Here is a 17,539-nt window from a genome sequence, read left to right as displayed (position 1 = left end):
TCGGCCCATATTATTTGGCTGGAGCGCGATCGGTCCGGATTGGATCAAGGCCATTGTTCGCGATAGGCCCTTTTCGCGCCGATTCACGCACATCTGAAGGGGGCGCGCCGTATTGGCGGCGAAAGGTGCGGTTGAAATAGGACAAGTCGCCGAAACCAACCTCAAAGGCGACCGCGCTCACAGGCCGATCGGCGTGGCGCGGATTGACGAGCAATCGATGCGCTCGCGCGAGACGGCGTCCAAGCACGAATTGGGAAAATGAGGTCCCGTCGTCTTCAAACATCCGTTGCACCTGGCGCGGAGTGACGCCGTGCCGCCGCGCGACAGCGGCCACCGTGAGGCTGCCATGATTGAGATGGTCGATGATATCGGCCTTGATGGCGCGCAGCCGTGCTGCGCGGACGCCCTGCCCACGGGCAACAGCCGCGGCGTCTCTCGTTGCGCCGAGCGCTACAGCGATCAGATCGTGCACATGCGAGGCCACGTCGTGCCTTAGCTGAGGCGTTGCAAGCGAATAATCCTCCTGCAGCGCCCCAACATAGCTCACCAGCAATTTCAGCGCTTCGGTGGAGCGTGCAATAGGCTGCATCACGGAGGAATCGACGCTGCTCACCAGCGGCTCCAGCGCCGGCCGTGGAACGTGCAGGCACAGAATCTTCGCCGGGGCGGGGCAAACCATCGCGACCGGATCCGCCGAGCTGAGCAGCAGCCCATCGCCGGCGCTCCAAGAGACCTCGCGTCCGCGCTGCACCATCGTGGCATCGTGCGACCCCATCACCAGGACAAGCCCGTCGTTGCCGTCCGCCAACTGTTCGGCACCCCGCTCGTAGCGAAACGCCGACATGCTGGCCGACGTGATGGACAGCCCGGGCAGCATCCGCACGGTCACGTCCGCATGCAACGAATGATCCGGCAACGGCACGAGGTCGGCCTTCAGCACCAGCCGGCCGTACAGATCACGCCATGCGGCCATACGGTCCCGCTCGGCAAAATCTGCCAGGGAGAACCGGGAAAGTGCAACGTCGTCGGCCGTCGAGGTCATCGGGAAACTCAGGGTGTCGCAACATGTGTCGGCGAACCGCCGCGTCTCGTTCACCGGGGCGCCCCGGTTCGGCAACAAACGCTCGCAACGCAGGGCTTCTAGCCAATGACTTGGCTCTGTCAAAGCGCCTATGTGTGTTCCATCCCCGGTTCGCCCCTGCGGCAGGTGCAGTCCGAGGTGGAACGCACCTCCCATTGGCCGAAACGTATTCCGATTGAAATGGCGACCCGTCAGGTCGTTTTCATCCAAGGTGTTTGTCGCGCCTGTCCTAGCCGGCGGGCGGACAAATCAGTAAACGCTATAGCGCTGGATCGGACTGCTTGCAGAAGGATAAAGGGTGATCTTAGTACTACTTTTGCGCGTCCATACCGCGCACGTCGACGTGAGGCTTGCAATGGGCATCATTGGCGTGCTGGCCGTGTTCCTCGGAATGTTGCCGTTTGCTCGAATCGTGTACCGGACCGCATCACCCGAGACGTCGCCGGCCGGCGTGGCAAAGCAGACAGTTCGAACCTCATGCGCGCACTGATCGCCGCGTGGCTTGTCCTCGTCGCGGGAAGCAACGCATCAGCCGCCGAAGGTGCCGCAACTTCCTGCCAGCTGATCAACGGCAAGTCGATGATGCAGGCCGAACTGTTGTTTGGGCGTCAGATCGCCGGACATGGCCGCGTGTCGGACGCCCAGTGGTCGGACTTCCTCAAGAGGGAGGTGACACCGCGCTTTCCAGATGGCTTCACCCTGCTCAGGGCGTTCGGCCAGTGGCGCGACCCGGAAACGGGCCGAATCACGCATGAGCCGTCCTTCGTCGTGCGCGTCATCGCTGCCGAGACCCCGGAGACCTTGGCGCGCTTGAAAGAGATCGGCTCCGCGTACAAGCAGCGCTTTCACCAACAGTCGGTGGGCCTCACGCTCTCGGTCACTTGCGCATCGTTCTGACCACTCGCTGTAACAACAATTGCGGCGACATACCTTATGGCGCCTTGGCGAGTTGGGTGGCGAAGTAGCCGATCGTCTTGGCGTACACCTCGCTCTTATTCCACTGCTGGATGACCGCAAAATTCTCGCTGCCGGGCTCCCAGCCCTTGCCCTTCTTCCAGCCGTAGCTCTTCAGGAAGTTCGCCGTCGAGGCCAGCACGTCCGGCACGTTGTGCAGGAGGTCGCGCTTGCCGTTGCCGTCAAAGTCGACCGCGAACTTGATGTAGGACGACGGCATGAACTGGGTCTGGCCGATTTCGCCGGCCCAGGCGCCGTGCATCTCCTGCGGCGCGAGATCGCCGCGCTCGACGATGCGCAGCGCATCCATCAGCTCGGCCTTGAACATGTCGGAGCGGCGGCAATCATAAGCCAGCGTCGCCAGCGAGCGCAGGGTCGGAAACTTGCCGGTGTTGACGCCGAAATCGGTTTCCAGCCCCCAGATCGCGACCAGAATTTCGCCGGGCACGCCGTAGGTTTCCTCGATACGCGACAGCACCGAGCCGTAGCGCTTCATCATGTCGGAGCCGCGATTGAGCCGCGGCGGTACCATGCGGCCCGAGAACTGCTCGAAGGTCTGGCTGAACACCTGCTGCGAATGGTCGCGCGCCAGGATCGCCTTGTCCTGCGTGACGCCATTCAATCCGGCCTGGATCGCGTTCTGTGAAATCCCCTTCGCCACAGCCTCTTTCTTGAAATCGTCAAGCCAGGACTCGAACGTGCCCGTGCCGCATTGGGCGGCGAGCGCAGACGCGGTCGAGGTCAGAAGCCACGCCCCAACGGCGAGCGTGCGAAAGGACAAGCGAGAGGTCATAGGCAATTTCACTCCGAAGTCTGCGTTGCCAGCGATGGGTCGCGGAGGCGGCGGGTATGTTCGCGGCAACAGCGGCCAAAACAAGGCTCGTGACCCGGGCCGCCTTTCTCAGGTCGCGCTGCAAATGCCACGCCAATTTCACATCCATTTGACGATCCGGGACGACAAACCGCCGGCCGATCATATCGGCCGGCGGTTGCTGTGACGTTTACGAGCTCAGGTTGACTGGCGTCTATCCGCGACCGCTGCGCCGCCAGGGGAACAGGTTGGCCGGGAAGTCGGCGGCGGGCTTGCGCTCGCGCGGCTCGGGGATCACCGGCCGAGCGTTCGGATCCTTGACGATGACCTCGCGATAGAGATGCCAGGTGGCGTGGCCGAGCAGGGGGATCACGACGGCAAGCCCGAGAAAGAACGGGATCGTGCCGAGCACCAGTAGCACCGCGACCGTCAGGCCCCAGGCCGCCATCGGCACCGGGTTTTGCGCGACGGCGCGCATCGACGTCACCATGGCTTCACCGGCGGTTGCTTGGCGGTCGAGCATCATGGGGAAGGCAACCACGCTGATGCAAAGCGCGACGAGCGCGAACAGGAAGCCGACACTGCAGCCGACCACGATCAGCCACCAGCCTTGCGAGGTGGTCAGCACGCGTTCGACAAAATCGGGAATATTGGCCGCGGTCTCGTAGCCGAACACCGCCGTGTAGATCGCCTGTGCGGTGGCGATCCAGGTCACGAACAACGCGAACAGCAGCGTTCCTACCCCAAGCATCGCGCCGAATGACGGCGAACGGAATACCTCCAGGGCGTCCCATGCGGATGCTTCCCCGCCGTCTTCGCGGCGGCGGCTCATCTCGTACAGGCCGACGGCGGCAAACGGGCCGAGCAGGGCAAAACCCGCGGCCAGCGGAAACAACAGCGGCAGCACGGAATAGCCGTGCACGGTGCGCGCAAGCACGAGGCCGAGCACCGGATAGATCAGACACAGGATGATGGCGTGGCTTGGCACCGCCTTGAAGTCTTCCCAGCCGAGACGCAGCGCTTGATGCAGATCGGACAGGCCGATGGTGCGGATAATGGGTGCAGATGCGGCGCCCTGTCCGCCCTGCGTCATCGATGTGACATTGCCTTGGTATTGCGTGGCCATGGTCGTTGTCTCCCTCTGGGCGGTCGCATTCTGCGCCCGGCGCGCGGGCACAAACGTACCGCCTCTCGAAGCGATCACGAGCAAGCCAGACGCGAAAGACAGAGCAGGAACTGGCCGTGTCGCGAACTGTTGGGTGAGGGTACTCCCAAACCGCGCCAAAAGCACTCACGCTTAAGTGAATGTCGCATTGGCAAGGTATTGAGGGGGCGATACACTTGAACTGCGACCTCGGTCAGCCGGCGCACTGCCGTGTGGCCTTCACATCTCAACTCTCTTGGGAGCGAACGATGAGCATTTTCGGAAAAATCATGGGCGCGATCTTCGGCAGCAGCGCCAGCGCCGCGCCCGCCGGCGGAACGGCCACGAGCGCAGCTCCCGCCGGTGGATCCAGCAGCGCGTCGCCGTCTCCCGCTGCTGTGCCCGCCGGTGCCGCGCCCGCGCAGTCCGTGGACGTCGCCCCCATCCTTGACAAGGCGGTTGCCGCCAAGGGCGAGAAGCTCGAGTGGCGCACCTCGATCGTCGACCTGATGAAGGCGCTCGACATCGACTCCAGCCTGTCGGCGCGCAAGGAACTCGCCAAGGAGCTCGGCTACACCGGCGACACCAACGATTCCGCCAGCATGAACATCTGGCTGCACAAGCAGGTGATGACGAAGCTCGCCGCCAACGGCGGCAAGCTGCCCCCCGATATCAAGCACTGACGGGATCGTCATCCCGCGCACGGCCAGGGCCCGCGCCACCGCGGGCCCTTTTTTATGGAGCGGCGAACATCTATAGATCGGCGGACAAGAAGGAGAGCGCCGATGAAAACTCCTGCAAGAACTGCCGTGACCGATCTCGATCGCCGGACCATGCTTGCGACCGGCGCCCTCGCATTGGCCGGCGCCGCCGCCCAATCCGTGCCGGCCCACGCCGAGGTGGCGCCGAAGGCGATGTTTCCGGTCGCGGCCGTGACGATCCCGATTGTCGGCGCCACCGAGGTGTTCCAAGTCCGCCGCATCTACTGCATCGGCCGCAACTACGCAGCCCATGCGATCGAGCGCGGCTCCGATCCGACGCGCGAGCCGCCGTTTTTCTTCCAGAAGCCGACCGATGCCATTCAGAATGTCGCGATCGGCACGGTCGCCGATCATCCCTATCCGTCGCTGACCAAGAACTATCACCACGAGGTCGAGCTGGTCGCGGCGCTGAAGTCCGGCGGCACCAACATTCCCGCCGACAAGGCGCTCGAGCACGTCTATGGCTACGCGCTTGGCCTCGACATGACGCGGCGCGATTTGCAGAACGGCATGGCGGCCGAGAAGAAGCCGTGGGAGATCGGCAAGAGCTTTGACCATGCGGCAGTGCTCGGGCCGATCCATCCGGCTGACAAGACCGGCCATTTCACGCAAGGGGCGATCTCGCTTGCGGTCAACGGCACGGTGCGGCAGAGCTCGGATCTGAAGAACATGATCTGGAGCGTCGCCGAGCAGATCGCAAAGCTCTCCGAGGCGTTCGAGCTGAAGGCCGGCGACATCATCTATTCCGGAACGCCGGAGAATGTCGGTCCCGTTGTGAAGGGCGACGTGCTGCTCTGCAAGCTCGAGGGCTTGCCCGACATGTCGATCAAGATCGTCTGACGTTGGATCGAAAGTCAGCCGGCAAGGTCCGCATATTCCGGGTGCTTGTCGAGATAGTCCAACACGAAGCCGCAGCCTGCGATCACCTTGCGGCCGTCGGCACGGATCAGCTCCAGCGCGCCCTTGACCAGCTCCGACGCGATGCCGCGGCCACGCAGGGCGCGCGGTGTCTCGGTGTGGGTGATGATCACTGCCGATGGCGTCCGACGGTAATTCGCAAAGGCCAGCCCGCCCTCTGTTTCAAGCTCGAAGCGGTTTTGGTCCCTGTTGTCGCGGACGGCAGCCATCGCAGAATCCCGGTTGATGCACTGGTCTTGATTTAAGCGCGCCAACCCGCCGCTGCAAAGCCGCGACCAACCTGCAAATTGGTGTCTGTGGTTTGACGAGATGCGCATTCTGGCCTGCCTGCTCGGCGCTGCCCTGACGCTGCCGAATCTGCCAAAAGGGCCGTCGCGGCATGATCCGGCTGTTCCAGCGCGACAACAAGGGCGAGCTCGCCGATTACGACAAGGGCGCTGCACGCTGGCGCGCCTCGGCGGGGCGCGGTGATGGACGATGCCAGCCGTTGTCGGCCTTGCCGCATCGCACACAGACGATCGGGCCTTGCGAGCCGATGCAATTCGATTAGGCTTGCGCTGAGACATACGCCCGTGATGCGGCCCGAAGGTCGTCTGGTGCGGAATGGCAGGACCGGCCGCTGACGTATGCCCCTTGTCGCAAGGAGGTTCGTCATGTCGGACAATCGTTTCTTCGGCACACACCGCCCCTGGGAGGACTGGCTCGGCATGCTGCTAGGCGTGCTGATCATGGTCTCGCCCTGGTTTCCGATGCAGGTGAGCGACGTCGTCGACGTCGAGCGCAGCCACCTGGTGCTCAACAGCTTCGTGGTCGGCATGCTGGTGCTGGGCCTCGCCCAGCTCGAATATGTCGCGCTGCATCGCTGGGAGGAGGTGGCAAGCATCCTGCTCGGCCTTTGGCTGATCGTCTCGCCGGTCATCTTCGGCTACTCCGAGGACCAGGCGCTGCAGCTCTGGCACATCCTGCTCGGCGCGCTGGTCGTCATGATCGGCGCGTTGCAGCTCTGGCAGGACTGGAACCTGAGCGAGCAGGACCTGGCCAAGTACCCTCAGTAGCGGTCTGGGCCAAGGCAGATCGGGCTGGCTGACACCGGTGCGCGGTATCATCGCGCTCCGTCCGGCAGGCCTTGCCGAGGCGCGCTGCTTGGCGATAAACCGGGTGGTACCAACCCCTTGCGGCGCTTGAAGACGCCCGGTTCTGACCAAGGAAACACCCGATGACCGTCCTGACCATGCCCTGTCTGTTGTGCGTATCGGCGGGGCGGCAATGAGCGGGACGGCCGGGACCGCCCCGCGCGGCGGGATCGCGCGGGTGTCGCGCCGGGTGATGAACCTCGCCTACATCCTGACCCAGAACGCCCGCCGCCATGGCGATCGTCCCGGTTTCATCTGGAACGAGAAGGCCTGGTCCTGGCGCCATATCGACCAGAACGTCTCGGCGCTGGCGGCGGCACTGGCCGCGCGCGGCATCGGCAAGGGCGACCGCATCCTGGTGCATTCCAAGAACTGCGACGAGATGTTCTGGTCGATGTTCGCGGCGTTCCGGCTCGGCGCGGTCTGGGTGCCGACCAATTTCCGCCTGATGCCGGACGAGGTCGGCTATCTGGCGGCTGCCTCCGGCGCCAAGGCGTTTCTGTGCCACACGGACTTCCCCGAGCACGCCAGGGCGGCCGCCAATCCAGCGCTCGAATTCGTCTGGCGGATCGGCGAGGAGGGGACGTTCGGCGAAGCGACCGTTGGTGACGTCATCGCCAGGCATGCGGGCGCCTCGGTCGAGAACGCGCCGGTCGAGTACGACGATCCCTGCTGGTTCTTCTTCACCTCCGGTACCACGGGCCGCTCCAAGGCCGCGGTGCTGACCCATGGCCAGATGGCCTTCGTGATCACCAACCATCTCGCCGATTTGATGCCCGGCACCACCGAGGACGACGCCTCGCTGGTGGTGGCGCCGCTGTCGCATGGCGCCGGTGTGCATCAACTGGTGCAGACCGCGCGCGGCGTGCCGACCATCCTGCTGCCGTCGGAGAAATTCGACATCGCGGAAGCCTATCGCCTGATCGCCAGGCACCGCGTCAGCAACATGTTCACGGTGCCGACCATCCTGAAGATGATGGTGGAGCATCCCGCCGCCGAGCAGCACGACCATTCCTCGCTGCGCTACATCATCTATGCCGGCGCGCCGATGTATCGCGAAGACCAGAAGGCCGCGCTGAACAAGCTCGGCGGCGTGCTGGTGCAGTATTTCGGTCTCGGCGAGGTCACCGGCAACATCACGGTGCTGCCGCCCGGCCTGCACGATCCCGAGGACGGCCCGCATGCACGGATCGGCACCTGCGGCTTCGAGCGCACCGGCATGCAGGTCGCGATCCAGGGCGAGGATGGGCGCGAGCTGAAACCGCACGAGACCGGCGAAATCTGCGTGATCGGTCCCGGCGTGTTCGCGGGCTACTACGACAACCCCGAAGCCAATGCGAAGGCGTTCCGCGACGGCTGGTTCCGCACCGGCGACCTCGGCCACATGGACGAGGAGGGGTTCGTCTACATCACCGGCCGGGCCTCCGACATGTACATCTCCGGCGGCTCCAACATCTATCCGCGTGAGATCGAGGAGAAGCTCCTGACCCATCCCGCGGTCGGCGAGGTCGCGGTGCTCGGGGTGCCGGATCCGTTCTGGGGCGAGGTCGGCATCGCCGTCTGCGTCGCGCGCGAGGGGACGGAGGCGGTCGCCGAGGCGGAGCTTGCCGCCTATCTCGCGCCAAAAGTGCCGCGCTACAAGATGCCGAAGCGCTTCTTCTTCTGGGAGGCGCTGCCGAAGTCCGGCTACGGCAAGGTGCCGAAGCGGCTGATCCGCGACGAGCTCGAGGCGCGCGGGCTGCTCGAGGCGATCGCCAAATCGCCGGGCGCGTGAGGCGATGCGCAGCATCGCTCAGCCCGGCGCTCCGGTCACCGAGCGCATCCAATGGGTCACCGCGCGCGGCCGCGCCTTCTCATTCGTGCTCGAGGCCGGAATTCCCCTGCTCGAGGCCGTGCGTCGCGGCTTTGCGGCGGAGGGGTTCTCGGCCGGCGTGCTCAGCGCCAAAGCTGGCGCGCTCGGGCCGTTCGCCTATGTGATGCCGGCGCTGTCGAAGGACGGCGCCAACGCCGCGTTCTACAGCGACACGTTTCGTCCCGAGGGTGTGACGCGGCTCAAGCTCGCGGCGCTGACCTTCGGCGAGCGCGACGGCGCGCCGTTCTTCCATTGCCACGGCTTGTGGACCGAGGCCGACGGCCGCTTCAACGGCGGACACATGCTCCCCGATGAGACCATCGTCGCCGAACCGTTCGAGGTCGCCGCATTCGGAATCGATGGCGCGACGTTCCTGGCCGAGCCCGACAGCGAGACCAATTTCAAGCTGTTCGGTCCGGTCGCCCGCGCGCCGGCTGGTGCGAAGACCACCAGCCATGCCTTTGCGTTACGGCTGCGGCCGAACCAGGATTTCGCCTGCGCGCTCGAAGGCTTCTGCCGCCTGCACGGCATCCTGCGTGCACGGCTGCATGGCGGCGTTGGTTCCACCATCGGTGCCGTTTTCACCGATGTCCACGACGTGGTGCCGTTCGCGACCGAGCTTGCGGTGACCGCGGGGCAGATCGCGGCCGACGAGGATGGCCGGCTGCATGCCGAGCTCGACATCGCGCTGGTCGATTATCTCGGCGGTACCGCCGAAGGACGTCTGGTACGGGGCGACAATCCGGTGTTGATGACGATGGAGCTGGTGCTCGAGGTGCTGGAGGAGGCGGAGCAGCCGTAGCGGCTGTGCGATCCATCCGCATCGTCGTCCCGGCTACGGTACTGCTTGTGAGACGGGCACCAGTGCCGTTGGACAAATCAGTGATTGAGCCGAATAGGTCGCTCGGGAACCGCGCTGAATATTCAAGCTGCCTCTGAAAATCGCTACACGTTAGAATTGAGTTGATCGAAGAACGCCTCTATTGTTGCGGCATTGCACCGACAAGGCGAGGTCGGGTTGATTTTGAGCGGAACATATTGGGAGAGTGTCGATGGCCAAATTGCTGGTGGCGGGCGGCCTGTACGAGAAGGATGAGACAGGGCCCTTGCGACGGCGCTTCGCCGAGGCGCTTGGTCGGCAGACGATCCTGCGAGGCCATACGCTGCTCGGTGGCTGTCGCACCCAACTGGATCTCGTCGTTGCGCAGGCTGCCTCGGCCGCGGCTCAATCCAGGAAGCTCGACCCGAACAAGATGATCCATTCGTGGGTCACCCGCAGCACGACGCCGATCCACAAATTCGGCGAGATCACCCGATCGCAGCTGGGCGACTGGTCCGAGGTCCCGCGCGGATTCGCGTTTCCCGAGCCGGTGCGTGAATGCGATGCGATGATCATCATCGGCGGCTGGGACGGGACGCAGCACGCCGCGAGCTGGGGCCGGTTCGCGAACAAGCCGATCCTGTCGGTCGCGACATTCGGAGGTGCCGCAACGGATATCTATGTCGACGAGCTGGCGTCGTTTGAGCGAAGAGGGGTGTCGAACCTGTCGCGCGAGGATTACCAGGCCTTGAACCGCTTCATGACCGACGAGAACGACGAGGTGGTCGACCAATACGCGGCCGAGGTGGTCACGCTGGCCGAGCGCGCGATCCTGTCGACCGAAGTGTTCGTCGTGATGTCGTTCGAGAACGTTCCTCACCTGACGGATGCCTATGCAACCTTCGGTCGGGTTTGCAAGGAGAAGGGTTTTTCGGCGGTCAAGGTCGATGACCATCTCGACAGCAATGAGCGCATCGTGCCGGCGATCTTTGCCGGAATTCGGCGCGCGGCGTTTGTGATCGCCGAGGTCAGCGGCGCACGTCCGAATGTCTTCTACGAGCTGGGCTATGCGCGCGCCAGCGGCAAGGCCGTGATCCAGACGGCCTATAGCGGGACCAAGCTGCCGTTCGATGTGTTCGACGTGCCGACGCTGTTCTGGGGCGGTCAAAGCGAGCTCGAGGGCAAGTTGAAGACCGCGATTGATCAGTTCATGGCCAAACCGGGACGCTTCATCTAGCCCGAAGGCCGCGCATCGCGATCACCTCCGCTTGCGGACATGGATGTTGATATCGAGGTCGATCGCGCTGACGCAGGTCTGTTCGGCGCGATGCGAGCCGCCCTCGTGCCAGGGGCCCTTGCGCAGGCGGACGTCGCTGACGTGCGCAAGGCGCAGGCAGCGCCATTGCGGCAGCTTGCCGGAGCTCTCGCCGGCGAACTGCCAGGCCAGCACGACTTCTTCGCCGCTTCTGTTGTGGCCGATGATGTGCGGGCACAGCTCCCGCGGCCGGCCGGCATAGACACAGACCACCTGCTGCTCGGTGAGGATTGCCTTGCGGAAGCGGGCGTAGGCCTTGCTGGGCATTCGGACATCGAACCATCTAGGATTGCCGCGGGCTCGTATCATAAACTGGGCCACCCGCCGTTGTTTCCCCGGATTCGCGCACATGGCCAGACGAAACCGCCCGATCAAGATGCCCGCGCCGTACCTTCGGCGGGTCTGGCTCGATCCTGCACGAATCCCGAACCGCAAGGCCTATCCGTTCGTGCTGCCGCTGCTGGGCGATGATTTCGAGCTCGGCTTCGACAAGGCGATCACCATCATCGTCGGCGAGAACGGCACCGGCAAGTCGACGCTGCTGGAGGGCATCGCCGTGATGGCCGGCTATGACGATGCCGGCGGCGGCAAGGGGTATCGCGCGGTCGACCACGGCCGTGCGCTGGAGAAAATGGGCGGCTCGCTGGCGTCGGCGCTGCGCGCGAGCTGGCTGCCCAGGATTACCAACGGCTGGTTCTTCCGCGCCGAGAGCTTCTTCTCGGTCGCACGCTATCTGGACGAGGCAGCGATGGACGCCCGAGGCACGCCGCCGGACTTCCTGTCGCATTCGCACGGCGAGGGCTTCCTGCGCTTCTTCGAGGAGCGCTGCCAGCGGCAGGGCATCTTCATCTTCGACGAGCCGGAATCCGCGCTGTCGCCCGCGCGCCAGATCGAATTCCTCAAGCTGCTGCACCGGATGAACGGGACGGGCCATTGTCAGGTGATCATGGCCACGCATTCGCCGGTCCTGATGGCCTATCCCGACGCGACGCTGCTGCGGCTGACGAAGTACGGCCTCGAACCGGTGAGCCTGAAGGACACCGATCACTTCAAGGTCATGCGGGAGTTTTGCGACGACCCGAAGGGGTTCATCGAGGCGGCGATCGAGGAGTAGGGCGGAAAGGCTTGTCCCGCGGGGAAGTTTTGACTTCGCTCTGGTGCAAGAAGCCGCTTTCCATCCGGTGCAGAATACCGAAACATAAGCTCCGGCAGGCGCCTGGTGCGCGGACCGGAAAAGCGGGGAGACGAGGATGAGGCTGACGATCGCGAGGGCTGGCGTCGTGGTGGCGGCATTGGCCGTGCTGGGGGCGGCATGGGCGCATGGGCCGACCCGTCAGAAGGTGCGGGAATCCATCGAGATCGACGCGCCGCAGGCCAAGGTGTGGGCGGTGATCGGCAATTTCCAGGACATGAGCTGGCTTGCCGGCGTCAGCAAGACCGAGGGCGAGAAGGGCAACGAGATCGGCGCCACGCGGCGGCTGACGCTGGCTCCGGGCGTCACCATCGAGGAGGAGCTCTCCAAATACGAGCCCGAGATGATGAGCTATTCGTACCGGATCACCGCGGTCGACGTGAAGGTGTTGCCGGTGACCAATTATTCCTCGACGCTGGAGGTGTCGCCGGCGCCCGGCGGCAAGGCGAAGCTGGAATGGTCCGGCGCGTTCTATCGCGGCTACCCCAACAACGATCCGCCGCCGGAGCTGAACGACGAGGCCGCGATCAAGGCGGTGAGCGGGCTCTACAAGGCCGGGCTGGAAGCGCTGAAGAAGAAGATCGAGAGCGGAAGCTAGCGCATGCTGCGTGCGATCGCGCTGCCGGCCTCGGCAGCGCGCGCATCCCGAAATATCGAAAACAACCCCATGCAAAGGAGCAGGCTGCCGCCGGCAGTCGGAAAATCGACTTGACACGTCGGGCAAATCAGCGATACGTTTCTATTATTCAGAAATGGAGTATGCGTGCCCGCTGAAGGGTTTCGCGACATGCGGGAGTGGTCAATCCGTCCGATCAACTCGCCCGGATATCGCTACGTGCATCCGGGCGAGTTGCCGATCCGCCTCCCGAAATCGAGACTCACTGCTTGGTTTGCAGATAGGCGATCACGTCGGCGCGGTCGCGGGCATTGCTGAGCCCCTTGAAGAACATCTTCACGCCGTGAACGTCGCCGCGGGGGTCGGCGAGGTAGGCATCGAGCGCCGTCACGTCCCAGGGCGCCTTGTTGCCGCGCATCGCGTCCGAATAGTCGAACCCCTGGACCGACGCCGGCTGGCGACCGACGACGTGCCACAGGCTCGGGCCGACCTTGTTCACGCCGACGTCGATCGAATGGCAATTCTGGCAAATGCGCTGGAAGATGGCCTGGCCCGCGATCGGGTCACCGTCGAGCGCCCAGGCCGGCGCAGCCGATGTCGCGAGCAGAGCGGCGGCGAGCGTCATGCTGCCGACGGCGCAGGCCATTGCGAATTTCGTCCCCATCATGAATTTCTCCGGAAACAGTTTGGATTGCAATTGGAGGGATGTCGGGTCGATCTCATCTCTTGGTTTGAGCAGGATGTCCGCGAGGGAAACCCGGTCTCCACATTCCGGGTCATGCTCTAATGCCGCTCGGCTTCAGCCTCCTTCTCCAGATCCATGATGTGGGCGCGCAGCACGTCGAACCGCGCCTCGGTCGCATCGCTGAACAACGGGTCCTTGTGCGGCGAAAGCGTGGACTCGATGTCGGCCCAATCTTGCGGCGTCAATGCCTTGACCGCGGCGGGAAAGAAATCGCGGTCTTCCATCATGATGTGGCGCCGCTCGTGCGCCAGGAAATCGCGGATGACCGCGTCGACATTCTCGCGCGGAATCTCGCCGCCCGCGCGCACATTGGCGACCGCGTGGGCGACGCGGTGCAGGCGATCGGAGCCCTTCTGATGCTCGCGCGCGAGATCGCCCATCTTCGCCGCGGCCGCAGGATCGCGATGCCTGAGCTTGGCGAAGATCAGGTCTTCTTGGCGATGATGGTAGAGCTCCGTGTAGACCTCGAAATAGGCGATGATGCTGCCGATCACTTCGTAATCCGGGCGGCCGGCGTGATCGAAAATATCCAGCTCATGCTCGAGAACGTTGAGCAGCCGCTCGATGTTGCGGTGTTCCCGGGACAGAATGTCGATGATCATGGCACTGATCCAGGCAGGAGGCTGGATCAGTCCATAGACGAAAAGACCGTCACCAACTTTGCGCTGGATCAAGGCGCAAGCCGAATATGCGCGATGGTTCGCGCGAAGCGCTGCCGGATGGCGCCCCAGCCGGTCGCTGCGCCGGGGTTTGCCGGTTGGCTCACCAGGCCGAGGGGCGTATGATCCGCGGCAAATACGAGGAAATACAGGGAGGATGCCATGCATCATACCTTGGTGCCCAGTGACCGGGTCGAGCACGTCTGCGTCTTCGGGCGCGACGGTTCAAAACTCGGTTCGATCGAGCGGCTGATGCTCGACAAGGTGAGCGGCACGGTGGCCTACGCCATCATCAAGACCGGCGGCGTGCTGAGCACCCATCACCACTATCCCGTCAGATGGACCGCGCTGCACTTCGATCCCGCGCGGCAGGCCTTCGAGGCCGAAGTGACGCTGGAGGATCTGCGCGCCGGGCCGTCGGAGTTCGACGGCGACGAATTCGACTGGGGCGACCGCTCGCAGTCGTATACGCACCCGAATTATTGGGCGGTGTAGCTGGAGCGAGTAGGGCGGGTTAGCCCAACGGGTCCGCGCGACGCGGGGCCCGATAACCCGCCGAGCTTGGCGATAAGATGGCGGATTACGCTTCGCTAATCCGCCCTACGCTTGGTGCTATCGTGGTAGTCTTGATAAGCGACGCATCGTCGTCAAAGTTAGGCGCATGACCCAATACAAGCCCGTCGGCTGGCCTTCCGTCATACCGAGAATTGTCACGAGCGACTTCACCGGCTTGGCCGGATTCTTGAAAAACGTCTTCGGTGCCGAAGGCGAAGTGCGCTCCGGAGCGCCAACGGAAATCCGGATCGGAGACTCGATCATCCTGATCAGCGACGGCGGAGGCATCCGCGAGACGATGCCGTCCTTCCTCTACGTCTATGTTCCGAACACCGACGAAACCTACCACCGCGCGATCGCGGCAGGAGCTGAATCGATCGAAACCCCCGCGGATACGCCTTATGGCGACCGACGAGCGATGGTTCGGGATTCCTGGGCAAACGTCTGGCAGATCGCCTCGTACCGCGGGAATCGAGACAATGTCTAGTGTAGGTTAGCCGGAGGCGTAACCGCTACAATGTCGCAAAAGGATCGGTGAAATGCGCTACGCCAATTCGCCTACGGACCTCATTCTGGCTACCTGCTAAGCCTTCCTTTTAGGCAATGAGCTACGTACAGCCTCGTTCATTCGCTGCAGCCGGCTGCGAAGCAAGCTAGCACAAGTGCGGAGGGTGAGCGGGGAGTAATGCGTCACGTTCGTCGCAAGAACGGCAAATTATGCACCCCGAGTCGACGCGGCAAGTTTTTATAGTCCAACTCGACATGAGCATCTATTCAACGTTACGTTGTGCCTCGCGGAGTTGAGTTTGCTGGAGGAGCAATGACAATTAGCGAGACTGAAATACGTAGAGCTTTAGAAAAGCTAGATTCCCGGTGGATAGCACAGGAACTGACGGCGGGCTCTGCGGAAGACAACGCCAAAGCCTTACTTGAACTTGCAATGCGATCGGGACAGTTATTTTTTAAGTATCCCAATAAGCGGGAAGGCGCGCGGAACCTCTTTTTCTCGGAACTGCAAAAGCTTTTCGCCAAGACTCTTAGCGCGGGCCTGCAGCAGAGTCTGACGGATGTCGTCACGACAGTTAGAAGGGTAGAAGAAGGGTATCGTAATGTTCTTCACATACTAAACAAGCTACCCGCGCGCAGTCGACCTCCGACGACGCAAGTCTCGGCAGCGCTAAAGTTAGCTTCGCACTATCTCGACTTCGTCGAGCGGCGGGCGCGCGAGAGCATCAAGAAAAAGAAGAGATTGAGTGTTCCGGATGAGCCGACCGGTACGCTCGATGATGGAACGCCTTTCCTGATAGATTCTGCGACAACATCGTTGATTGAAAATCTAGGTGCGACGCTTGAAATGTTCGCGCACGAGAACGGATGGATATCAAGGGACGGAAGAATTGTCTTTCCGGAATTGCAGGAAGTTTCGGATGAAGAATTGAGCGAAAGCGTTGCCGTTGCGACATTGGCAACGAGTTGGATCAGATGGGAGAGAGTGGAACAACGTCGTCGATATTGGGGTGGAGAATTCGTAGAGATCGAGAACGGAAGAGCGATCGAGGGAATGCCTGGGGAGGCACGCGCGTACTTTGAGTACGTTCCTTCCGGCGAAGAACACTACGACTGGATCGCCAACGAGCGCCTCAAGGAACAGTTACAGCAGATCGTTGCAGAGTTGATGTTCGAAACGCCGGCACTGGAGCAAGAAAAAGACATTTCAGATCAACCTAAGCTACTTCCTGACGAATTCGTCAGTGTCCGTGAAGTTAGCTCTGCGATGTATCTATCGAGGGTACTGGGCGCGGACGTTAGGACCGACCGAGGAAAATATGCGGGATTGAAGATCATCGAGTGGCTCCGCGGGTATAGCGCTCTCAACAAATTGGCGTTGGAGTGCTTTGAACGGAACGTCGATCCCTTGGAAAGATGCTTGCCAGCGTTCGATCGAATGGAACTTCAACATAGGCTAGAGCAAGCTGGCCTCTCGTCAGAGGCGGCTACGGCGTTCATCGCACAGGTTACCTTCTGCACCCGAAGTGAAGATCTGTTTGATTGCCCGCTGTTACAGATGTCTGGCGGCTCACTTTTGTTTGTTGCGCCAGCAGCAATTCACGCCGATCCCGGTATGACGACCTATTCTAACTTACTGTCGTTGGAAGAGCGGTTCGATGGCAAAGGAAAGAGGTTTGAGGCCGAAGTCCAGCAGTTCTTCCAGGCAATGGGTCTTAATGCCTTTAGCATTGATACGAGCCGTGATGGAGAGCCCTACGAGATCGACGTTCTTGTACCGTGGGAGAGCCATCTCTTTATTTTCGAATGCAAGAATCGCGGCTTGTCAAATCATCACCCAATCCAGTCCTATTACTTCCGAAAAGAGCGTGACGCCTTCATTAAACAAATCAAACGGCAGCTGAATGGATTAGCCATGTACCCTGAGATGGCGATTGAGGCTGGAGGAGTAGACCCGCGTCAAATGCAGATTGTACCCATTATCTTGTACGAAGCTCCTTATGCTGAAGGCGGTGCGCATGACGGGATTTATATTGCAGATTGGTCAAGCATTGGCCGTTTTTTCAAAGATCGGTACTTGAATTCAAAGACCCCGCACGTTCTGCATCGAAAGAAGCGTCTCATACATCGGTCGGGCTTATATTCTTTCTGGCAAGGTAAGGAGCCGGCACCAAACGATTTGATGCGTCAACTCTCTGATCCAGTGCAGGTTCGGATAATGCAGAGTCGGATAAAGGAGATTGAAAGCGTTTTTGTAATTGACGAGAATCGGCTCGGAGTCAGTCGGGAGCTGCAGCGGGGACCTTTCATTTTGGAGAGAGTTGGCAAGCTTCTCGGATTTGATGCCGCGGGGGTCAAGTCCGAGGAAAGAAAGGCAAGAAGGCAAGTCGCCGCTCTTAACAAGGCTCTCGAGCAGAAGGAATTAAGGCAGCAAACAAGAGCCTTTCGGGAAAGGCAGAAGCGAGCAGAGAAATGA

The 17,539-nt window shown here is 62.2% G+C and carries 20 protein-coding genes; 13 read left to right on the top strand and 7 right to left on the bottom strand.

Translation table 11 applies throughout. The annotated features are described in order from the left end of the window. Window positions 1-10: 10 nt before the first annotated feature. Window positions 11-1,042 carry an AraC family transcriptional regulator gene (locus tag ACTUWL_RS34465; RefSeq protein WP_158267734.1) on the bottom strand — a complete coding sequence of 344 codons (1,032 nt, stop codon included), beginning with the start codon at window positions 1,040-1,042 and terminating at the stop codon, window positions 11-13. A 516-nt stretch (window positions 1,043-1,558) separates the two neighbouring features. Here ACTUWL_RS34465 and ACTUWL_RS34460 point away from each other — a divergent pair. Then, window positions 1,559-1,978 carry a DUF3574 domain-containing protein gene (locus tag ACTUWL_RS34460; protein ID WP_021081235.1) on the top strand — a complete coding sequence of 140 codons (420 nt, stop codon included), beginning with the start codon at window positions 1,559-1,561 and terminating at the stop codon, window positions 1,976-1,978. 34 nt (window positions 1,979-2,012) lie between these two features. Here the strand turns inward: ACTUWL_RS34460 and ACTUWL_RS34455 are convergent, their stop codons facing one another. Next, the gene (locus ACTUWL_RS34455) at window positions 2,013-2,828 is read right to left on the bottom strand and encodes a lytic murein transglycosylase (RefSeq protein WP_021081236.1); all 816 of its coding nucleotides are present in this window, start codon (window positions 2,826-2,828) and stop codon (window positions 2,013-2,015) included. A gap of 232 nt (window positions 2,829-3,060) precedes the next feature. Then, a complete protein-coding gene (locus tag ACTUWL_RS34450) occupies window positions 3,061-3,972 on the bottom strand; it encodes a DUF2189 domain-containing protein (RefSeq protein ID WP_021081237.1) in 912 nt (303 codons plus the stop codon). A 287-nt stretch (window positions 3,973-4,259) separates the two neighbouring features. On the opposite strand from ACTUWL_RS34450, the gene ACTUWL_RS34445 reads away from it, so the two are divergent. Beyond that, the gene (locus ACTUWL_RS34445; protein ID WP_021081238.1) at window positions 4,260-4,673 is read left to right on the top strand and encodes a DUF3597 domain-containing protein; all 414 of its coding nucleotides are present in this window, start codon (window positions 4,260-4,262) and stop codon (window positions 4,671-4,673) included. A 126-nt stretch (window positions 4,674-4,799) separates the two neighbouring features. Then, window positions 4,800-5,591 carry a fumarylacetoacetate hydrolase family protein gene (locus tag ACTUWL_RS34440; protein ID WP_035652791.1) on the top strand — a complete coding sequence of 264 codons (792 nt, stop codon included), beginning with the start codon at window positions 4,800-4,802 and terminating at the stop codon, window positions 5,589-5,591. A 14-nt stretch (window positions 5,592-5,605) separates the two neighbouring features. Here ACTUWL_RS34440 and ACTUWL_RS34435 read toward each other — a convergent pair whose 3' ends face one another. Beyond that, entirely contained in the window at window positions 5,606-5,878 is a 273-nt protein-coding gene (locus ACTUWL_RS34435; RefSeq protein ID WP_021081240.1) for a GNAT family N-acetyltransferase, read from the bottom strand. A 170-nt stretch (window positions 5,879-6,048) separates the two neighbouring features. Between ACTUWL_RS34435 and ACTUWL_RS34430 the strand changes: the two genes are divergently transcribed. From ACTUWL_RS34430 to ACTUWL_RS34410, 5 genes are all read left to right on the top strand, one after another. Further along, window positions 6,049-6,219 carry a hypothetical protein gene (locus tag ACTUWL_RS34430; protein WP_158267733.1) on the top strand — a complete coding sequence of 57 codons (171 nt, stop codon included), beginning with the start codon at window positions 6,049-6,051 and terminating at the stop codon, window positions 6,217-6,219. A gap of 103 nt (window positions 6,220-6,322) precedes the next feature. Beyond that, entirely contained in the window at window positions 6,323-6,724 is a 402-nt protein-coding gene (locus ACTUWL_RS34425; protein ID WP_021081241.1) for an SPW repeat protein, read from the top strand. Window positions 6,725-6,935: 211 nt separating this feature from the next. Continuing rightward, complete coding sequence (locus ACTUWL_RS34420; RefSeq protein WP_021081242.1) at window positions 6,936-8,576, top strand: acyl-CoA synthetase; 1,641 nt, start codon at window positions 6,936-6,938, stop codon at window positions 8,574-8,576. Between the two features lie 4 nt (window positions 8,577-8,580). Then, window positions 8,581-9,456 (top strand): PCC domain-containing protein, encoded by an 876-nt coding sequence (locus ACTUWL_RS34415; protein ID WP_021081243.1) that lies wholly within the window; start codon window positions 8,581-8,583, stop codon window positions 9,454-9,456. A 250-nt stretch (window positions 9,457-9,706) separates the two neighbouring features. Next, window positions 9,707-10,711, top strand: a complete 1,005-nt coding sequence (locus ACTUWL_RS34410) for a hypothetical protein (protein WP_021081244.1) — start codon at window positions 9,707-9,709, stop codon at window positions 10,709-10,711. A 21-nt stretch (window positions 10,712-10,732) separates the two neighbouring features. Here ACTUWL_RS34410 and ACTUWL_RS34405 read toward each other — a convergent pair whose 3' ends face one another. Then, window positions 10,733-11,056, bottom strand: coding sequence for a hypothetical protein (locus ACTUWL_RS34405; RefSeq protein WP_021081245.1), 324 nt, complete (start codon window positions 11,054-11,056; stop codon window positions 10,733-10,735). 82 nt (window positions 11,057-11,138) lie between these two features. Between ACTUWL_RS34405 and ACTUWL_RS34400 the strand changes: the two genes are divergently transcribed. Together ACTUWL_RS34400 and ACTUWL_RS34395 are read left to right on the top strand one after the other, a co-directional pair. Further along, window positions 11,139-11,903, top strand: a complete 765-nt coding sequence (locus ACTUWL_RS34400; RefSeq protein WP_021081246.1) for an AAA family ATPase — start codon at window positions 11,139-11,141, stop codon at window positions 11,901-11,903. A gap of 136 nt (window positions 11,904-12,039) precedes the next feature. Beyond that, window positions 12,040-12,579, top strand: coding sequence for an SRPBCC family protein (locus ACTUWL_RS34395; RefSeq protein WP_021081247.1), 540 nt, complete (start codon window positions 12,040-12,042; stop codon window positions 12,577-12,579). 280 nt (window positions 12,580-12,859) lie between these two features. Here the strand turns inward: ACTUWL_RS34395 and ACTUWL_RS34390 are convergent, their stop codons facing one another. Continuing rightward, the gene (locus ACTUWL_RS34390; RefSeq protein WP_021081248.1) at window positions 12,860-13,264 is read right to left on the bottom strand and encodes a c-type cytochrome; all 405 of its coding nucleotides are present in this window, start codon (window positions 13,262-13,264) and stop codon (window positions 12,860-12,862) included. A 116-nt stretch (window positions 13,265-13,380) separates the two neighbouring features. Next, window positions 13,381-14,202: a hemerythrin domain-containing protein gene (locus ACTUWL_RS34385; RefSeq protein WP_299108262.1), complete on the bottom strand. Its 822-nt coding sequence runs from the start codon at window positions 14,200-14,202 to the stop codon at window positions 13,381-13,383. On the opposite strand from ACTUWL_RS34385, the gene ACTUWL_RS34380 reads away from it, so the two are divergent. From ACTUWL_RS34380 to ACTUWL_RS34370, 3 genes are all read left to right on the top strand, one after another. Next, complete coding sequence (locus ACTUWL_RS34380; protein ID WP_021081250.1) at window positions 14,164-14,496, top strand: PRC-barrel domain-containing protein; 333 nt, start codon at window positions 14,164-14,166, stop codon at window positions 14,494-14,496. The genes ACTUWL_RS34385 and ACTUWL_RS34380 overlap by 39 nt on opposite strands. A gap of 166 nt (window positions 14,497-14,662) precedes the next feature. Next, a complete protein-coding gene (locus tag ACTUWL_RS34375; RefSeq protein WP_021081251.1) occupies window positions 14,663-15,043 on the top strand; it encodes a VOC family protein in 381 nt (126 codons plus the stop codon). A 333-nt stretch (window positions 15,044-15,376) separates the two neighbouring features. Further along, window positions 15,377-17,539, top strand: a complete 2,163-nt coding sequence (locus ACTUWL_RS34370; protein ID WP_021081252.1) for a nuclease-related domain-containing protein — start codon at window positions 15,377-15,379, stop codon at window positions 17,537-17,539.

Source organism: Bradyrhizobium sp. WCU1, from assembly GCF_053474805.1.
The sequence above is the reverse complement of the archived record's forward strand: the minus strand, read 5'-3'. Positions and strand labels throughout refer to the sequence as shown.

Bases quoted from the DNA above. Each gene is read 5' to 3' on its own strand.
- ACTUWL_RS34455 (WP_021081236.1), bottom strand. From the start codon at position 2,828: ATGACCTCTCGCTTGTCCTTTCGCACGCTCGCCGTTGGGGCGTGGCTT.
- ACTUWL_RS34445 (WP_021081238.1), top strand. From the start codon at position 4,260: ATGAGCATTTTCGGAAAAATCATGGGCGCGATCTTCGGCAGCAGCGCC.
- ACTUWL_RS34435 (WP_021081240.1), bottom strand. From the start codon at position 5,878: ATGGCTGCCGTCCGCGACAACAGGGACCAAAACCGCTTCGAGCTTGAA.
- ACTUWL_RS34415 (WP_021081243.1), top strand. From the start codon at position 8,581: ATGCGCAGCATCGCTCAGCCCGGCGCTCCGGTCACCGAGCGCATCCAA.
- ACTUWL_RS34465 (WP_158267734.1), bottom strand. From the start codon at position 1,042: ATGACCTCGACGGCCGACGACGTTGCACTTTCCCGGTTCTCCCTGGCA.
- ACTUWL_RS34450 (WP_021081237.1), bottom strand. From the start codon at position 3,972: ATGGCCACGCAATACCAAGGCAATGTCACATCGATGACGCAGGGCGGA.
- ACTUWL_RS34400 (WP_021081246.1), top strand. From the start codon at position 11,139: ATGGCCAGACGAAACCGCCCGATCAAGATGCCCGCGCCGTACCTTCGG.
- ACTUWL_RS34370 (WP_021081252.1), top strand. From the start codon at position 15,377: ATGACAATTAGCGAGACTGAAATACGTAGAGCTTTAGAAAAGCTAGAT.
- ACTUWL_RS34425 (WP_021081241.1), top strand. From the start codon at position 6,323: ATGTCGGACAATCGTTTCTTCGGCACACACCGCCCCTGGGAGGACTGG.
- ACTUWL_RS34375 (WP_021081251.1), top strand. From the start codon at position 14,663: ATGACCCAATACAAGCCCGTCGGCTGGCCTTCCGTCATACCGAGAATT.
- ACTUWL_RS34405 (WP_021081245.1), bottom strand. From the start codon at position 11,056: ATGCCCAGCAAGGCCTACGCCCGCTTCCGCAAGGCAATCCTCACCGAG.
- ACTUWL_RS34395 (WP_021081247.1), top strand. From the start codon at position 12,040: ATGAGGCTGACGATCGCGAGGGCTGGCGTCGTGGTGGCGGCATTGGCC.
- ACTUWL_RS34460 (WP_021081235.1), top strand. From the start codon at position 1,559: ATGCGCGCACTGATCGCCGCGTGGCTTGTCCTCGTCGCGGGAAGCAAC.
- ACTUWL_RS34420 (WP_021081242.1), top strand. From the start codon at position 6,936: ATGAGCGGGACGGCCGGGACCGCCCCGCGCGGCGGGATCGCGCGGGTG.
- ACTUWL_RS34430 (WP_158267733.1), top strand. From the start codon at position 6,049: ATGATCCGGCTGTTCCAGCGCGACAACAAGGGCGAGCTCGCCGATTAC.
- ACTUWL_RS34390 (WP_021081248.1), bottom strand. From the start codon at position 13,264: ATGATGGGGACGAAATTCGCAATGGCCTGCGCCGTCGGCAGCATGACG.
- ACTUWL_RS34380 (WP_021081250.1), top strand. From the start codon at position 14,164: ATGCATCATACCTTGGTGCCCAGTGACCGGGTCGAGCACGTCTGCGTC.
- ACTUWL_RS34410 (WP_021081244.1), top strand. From the start codon at position 9,707: ATGGCCAAATTGCTGGTGGCGGGCGGCCTGTACGAGAAGGATGAGACA.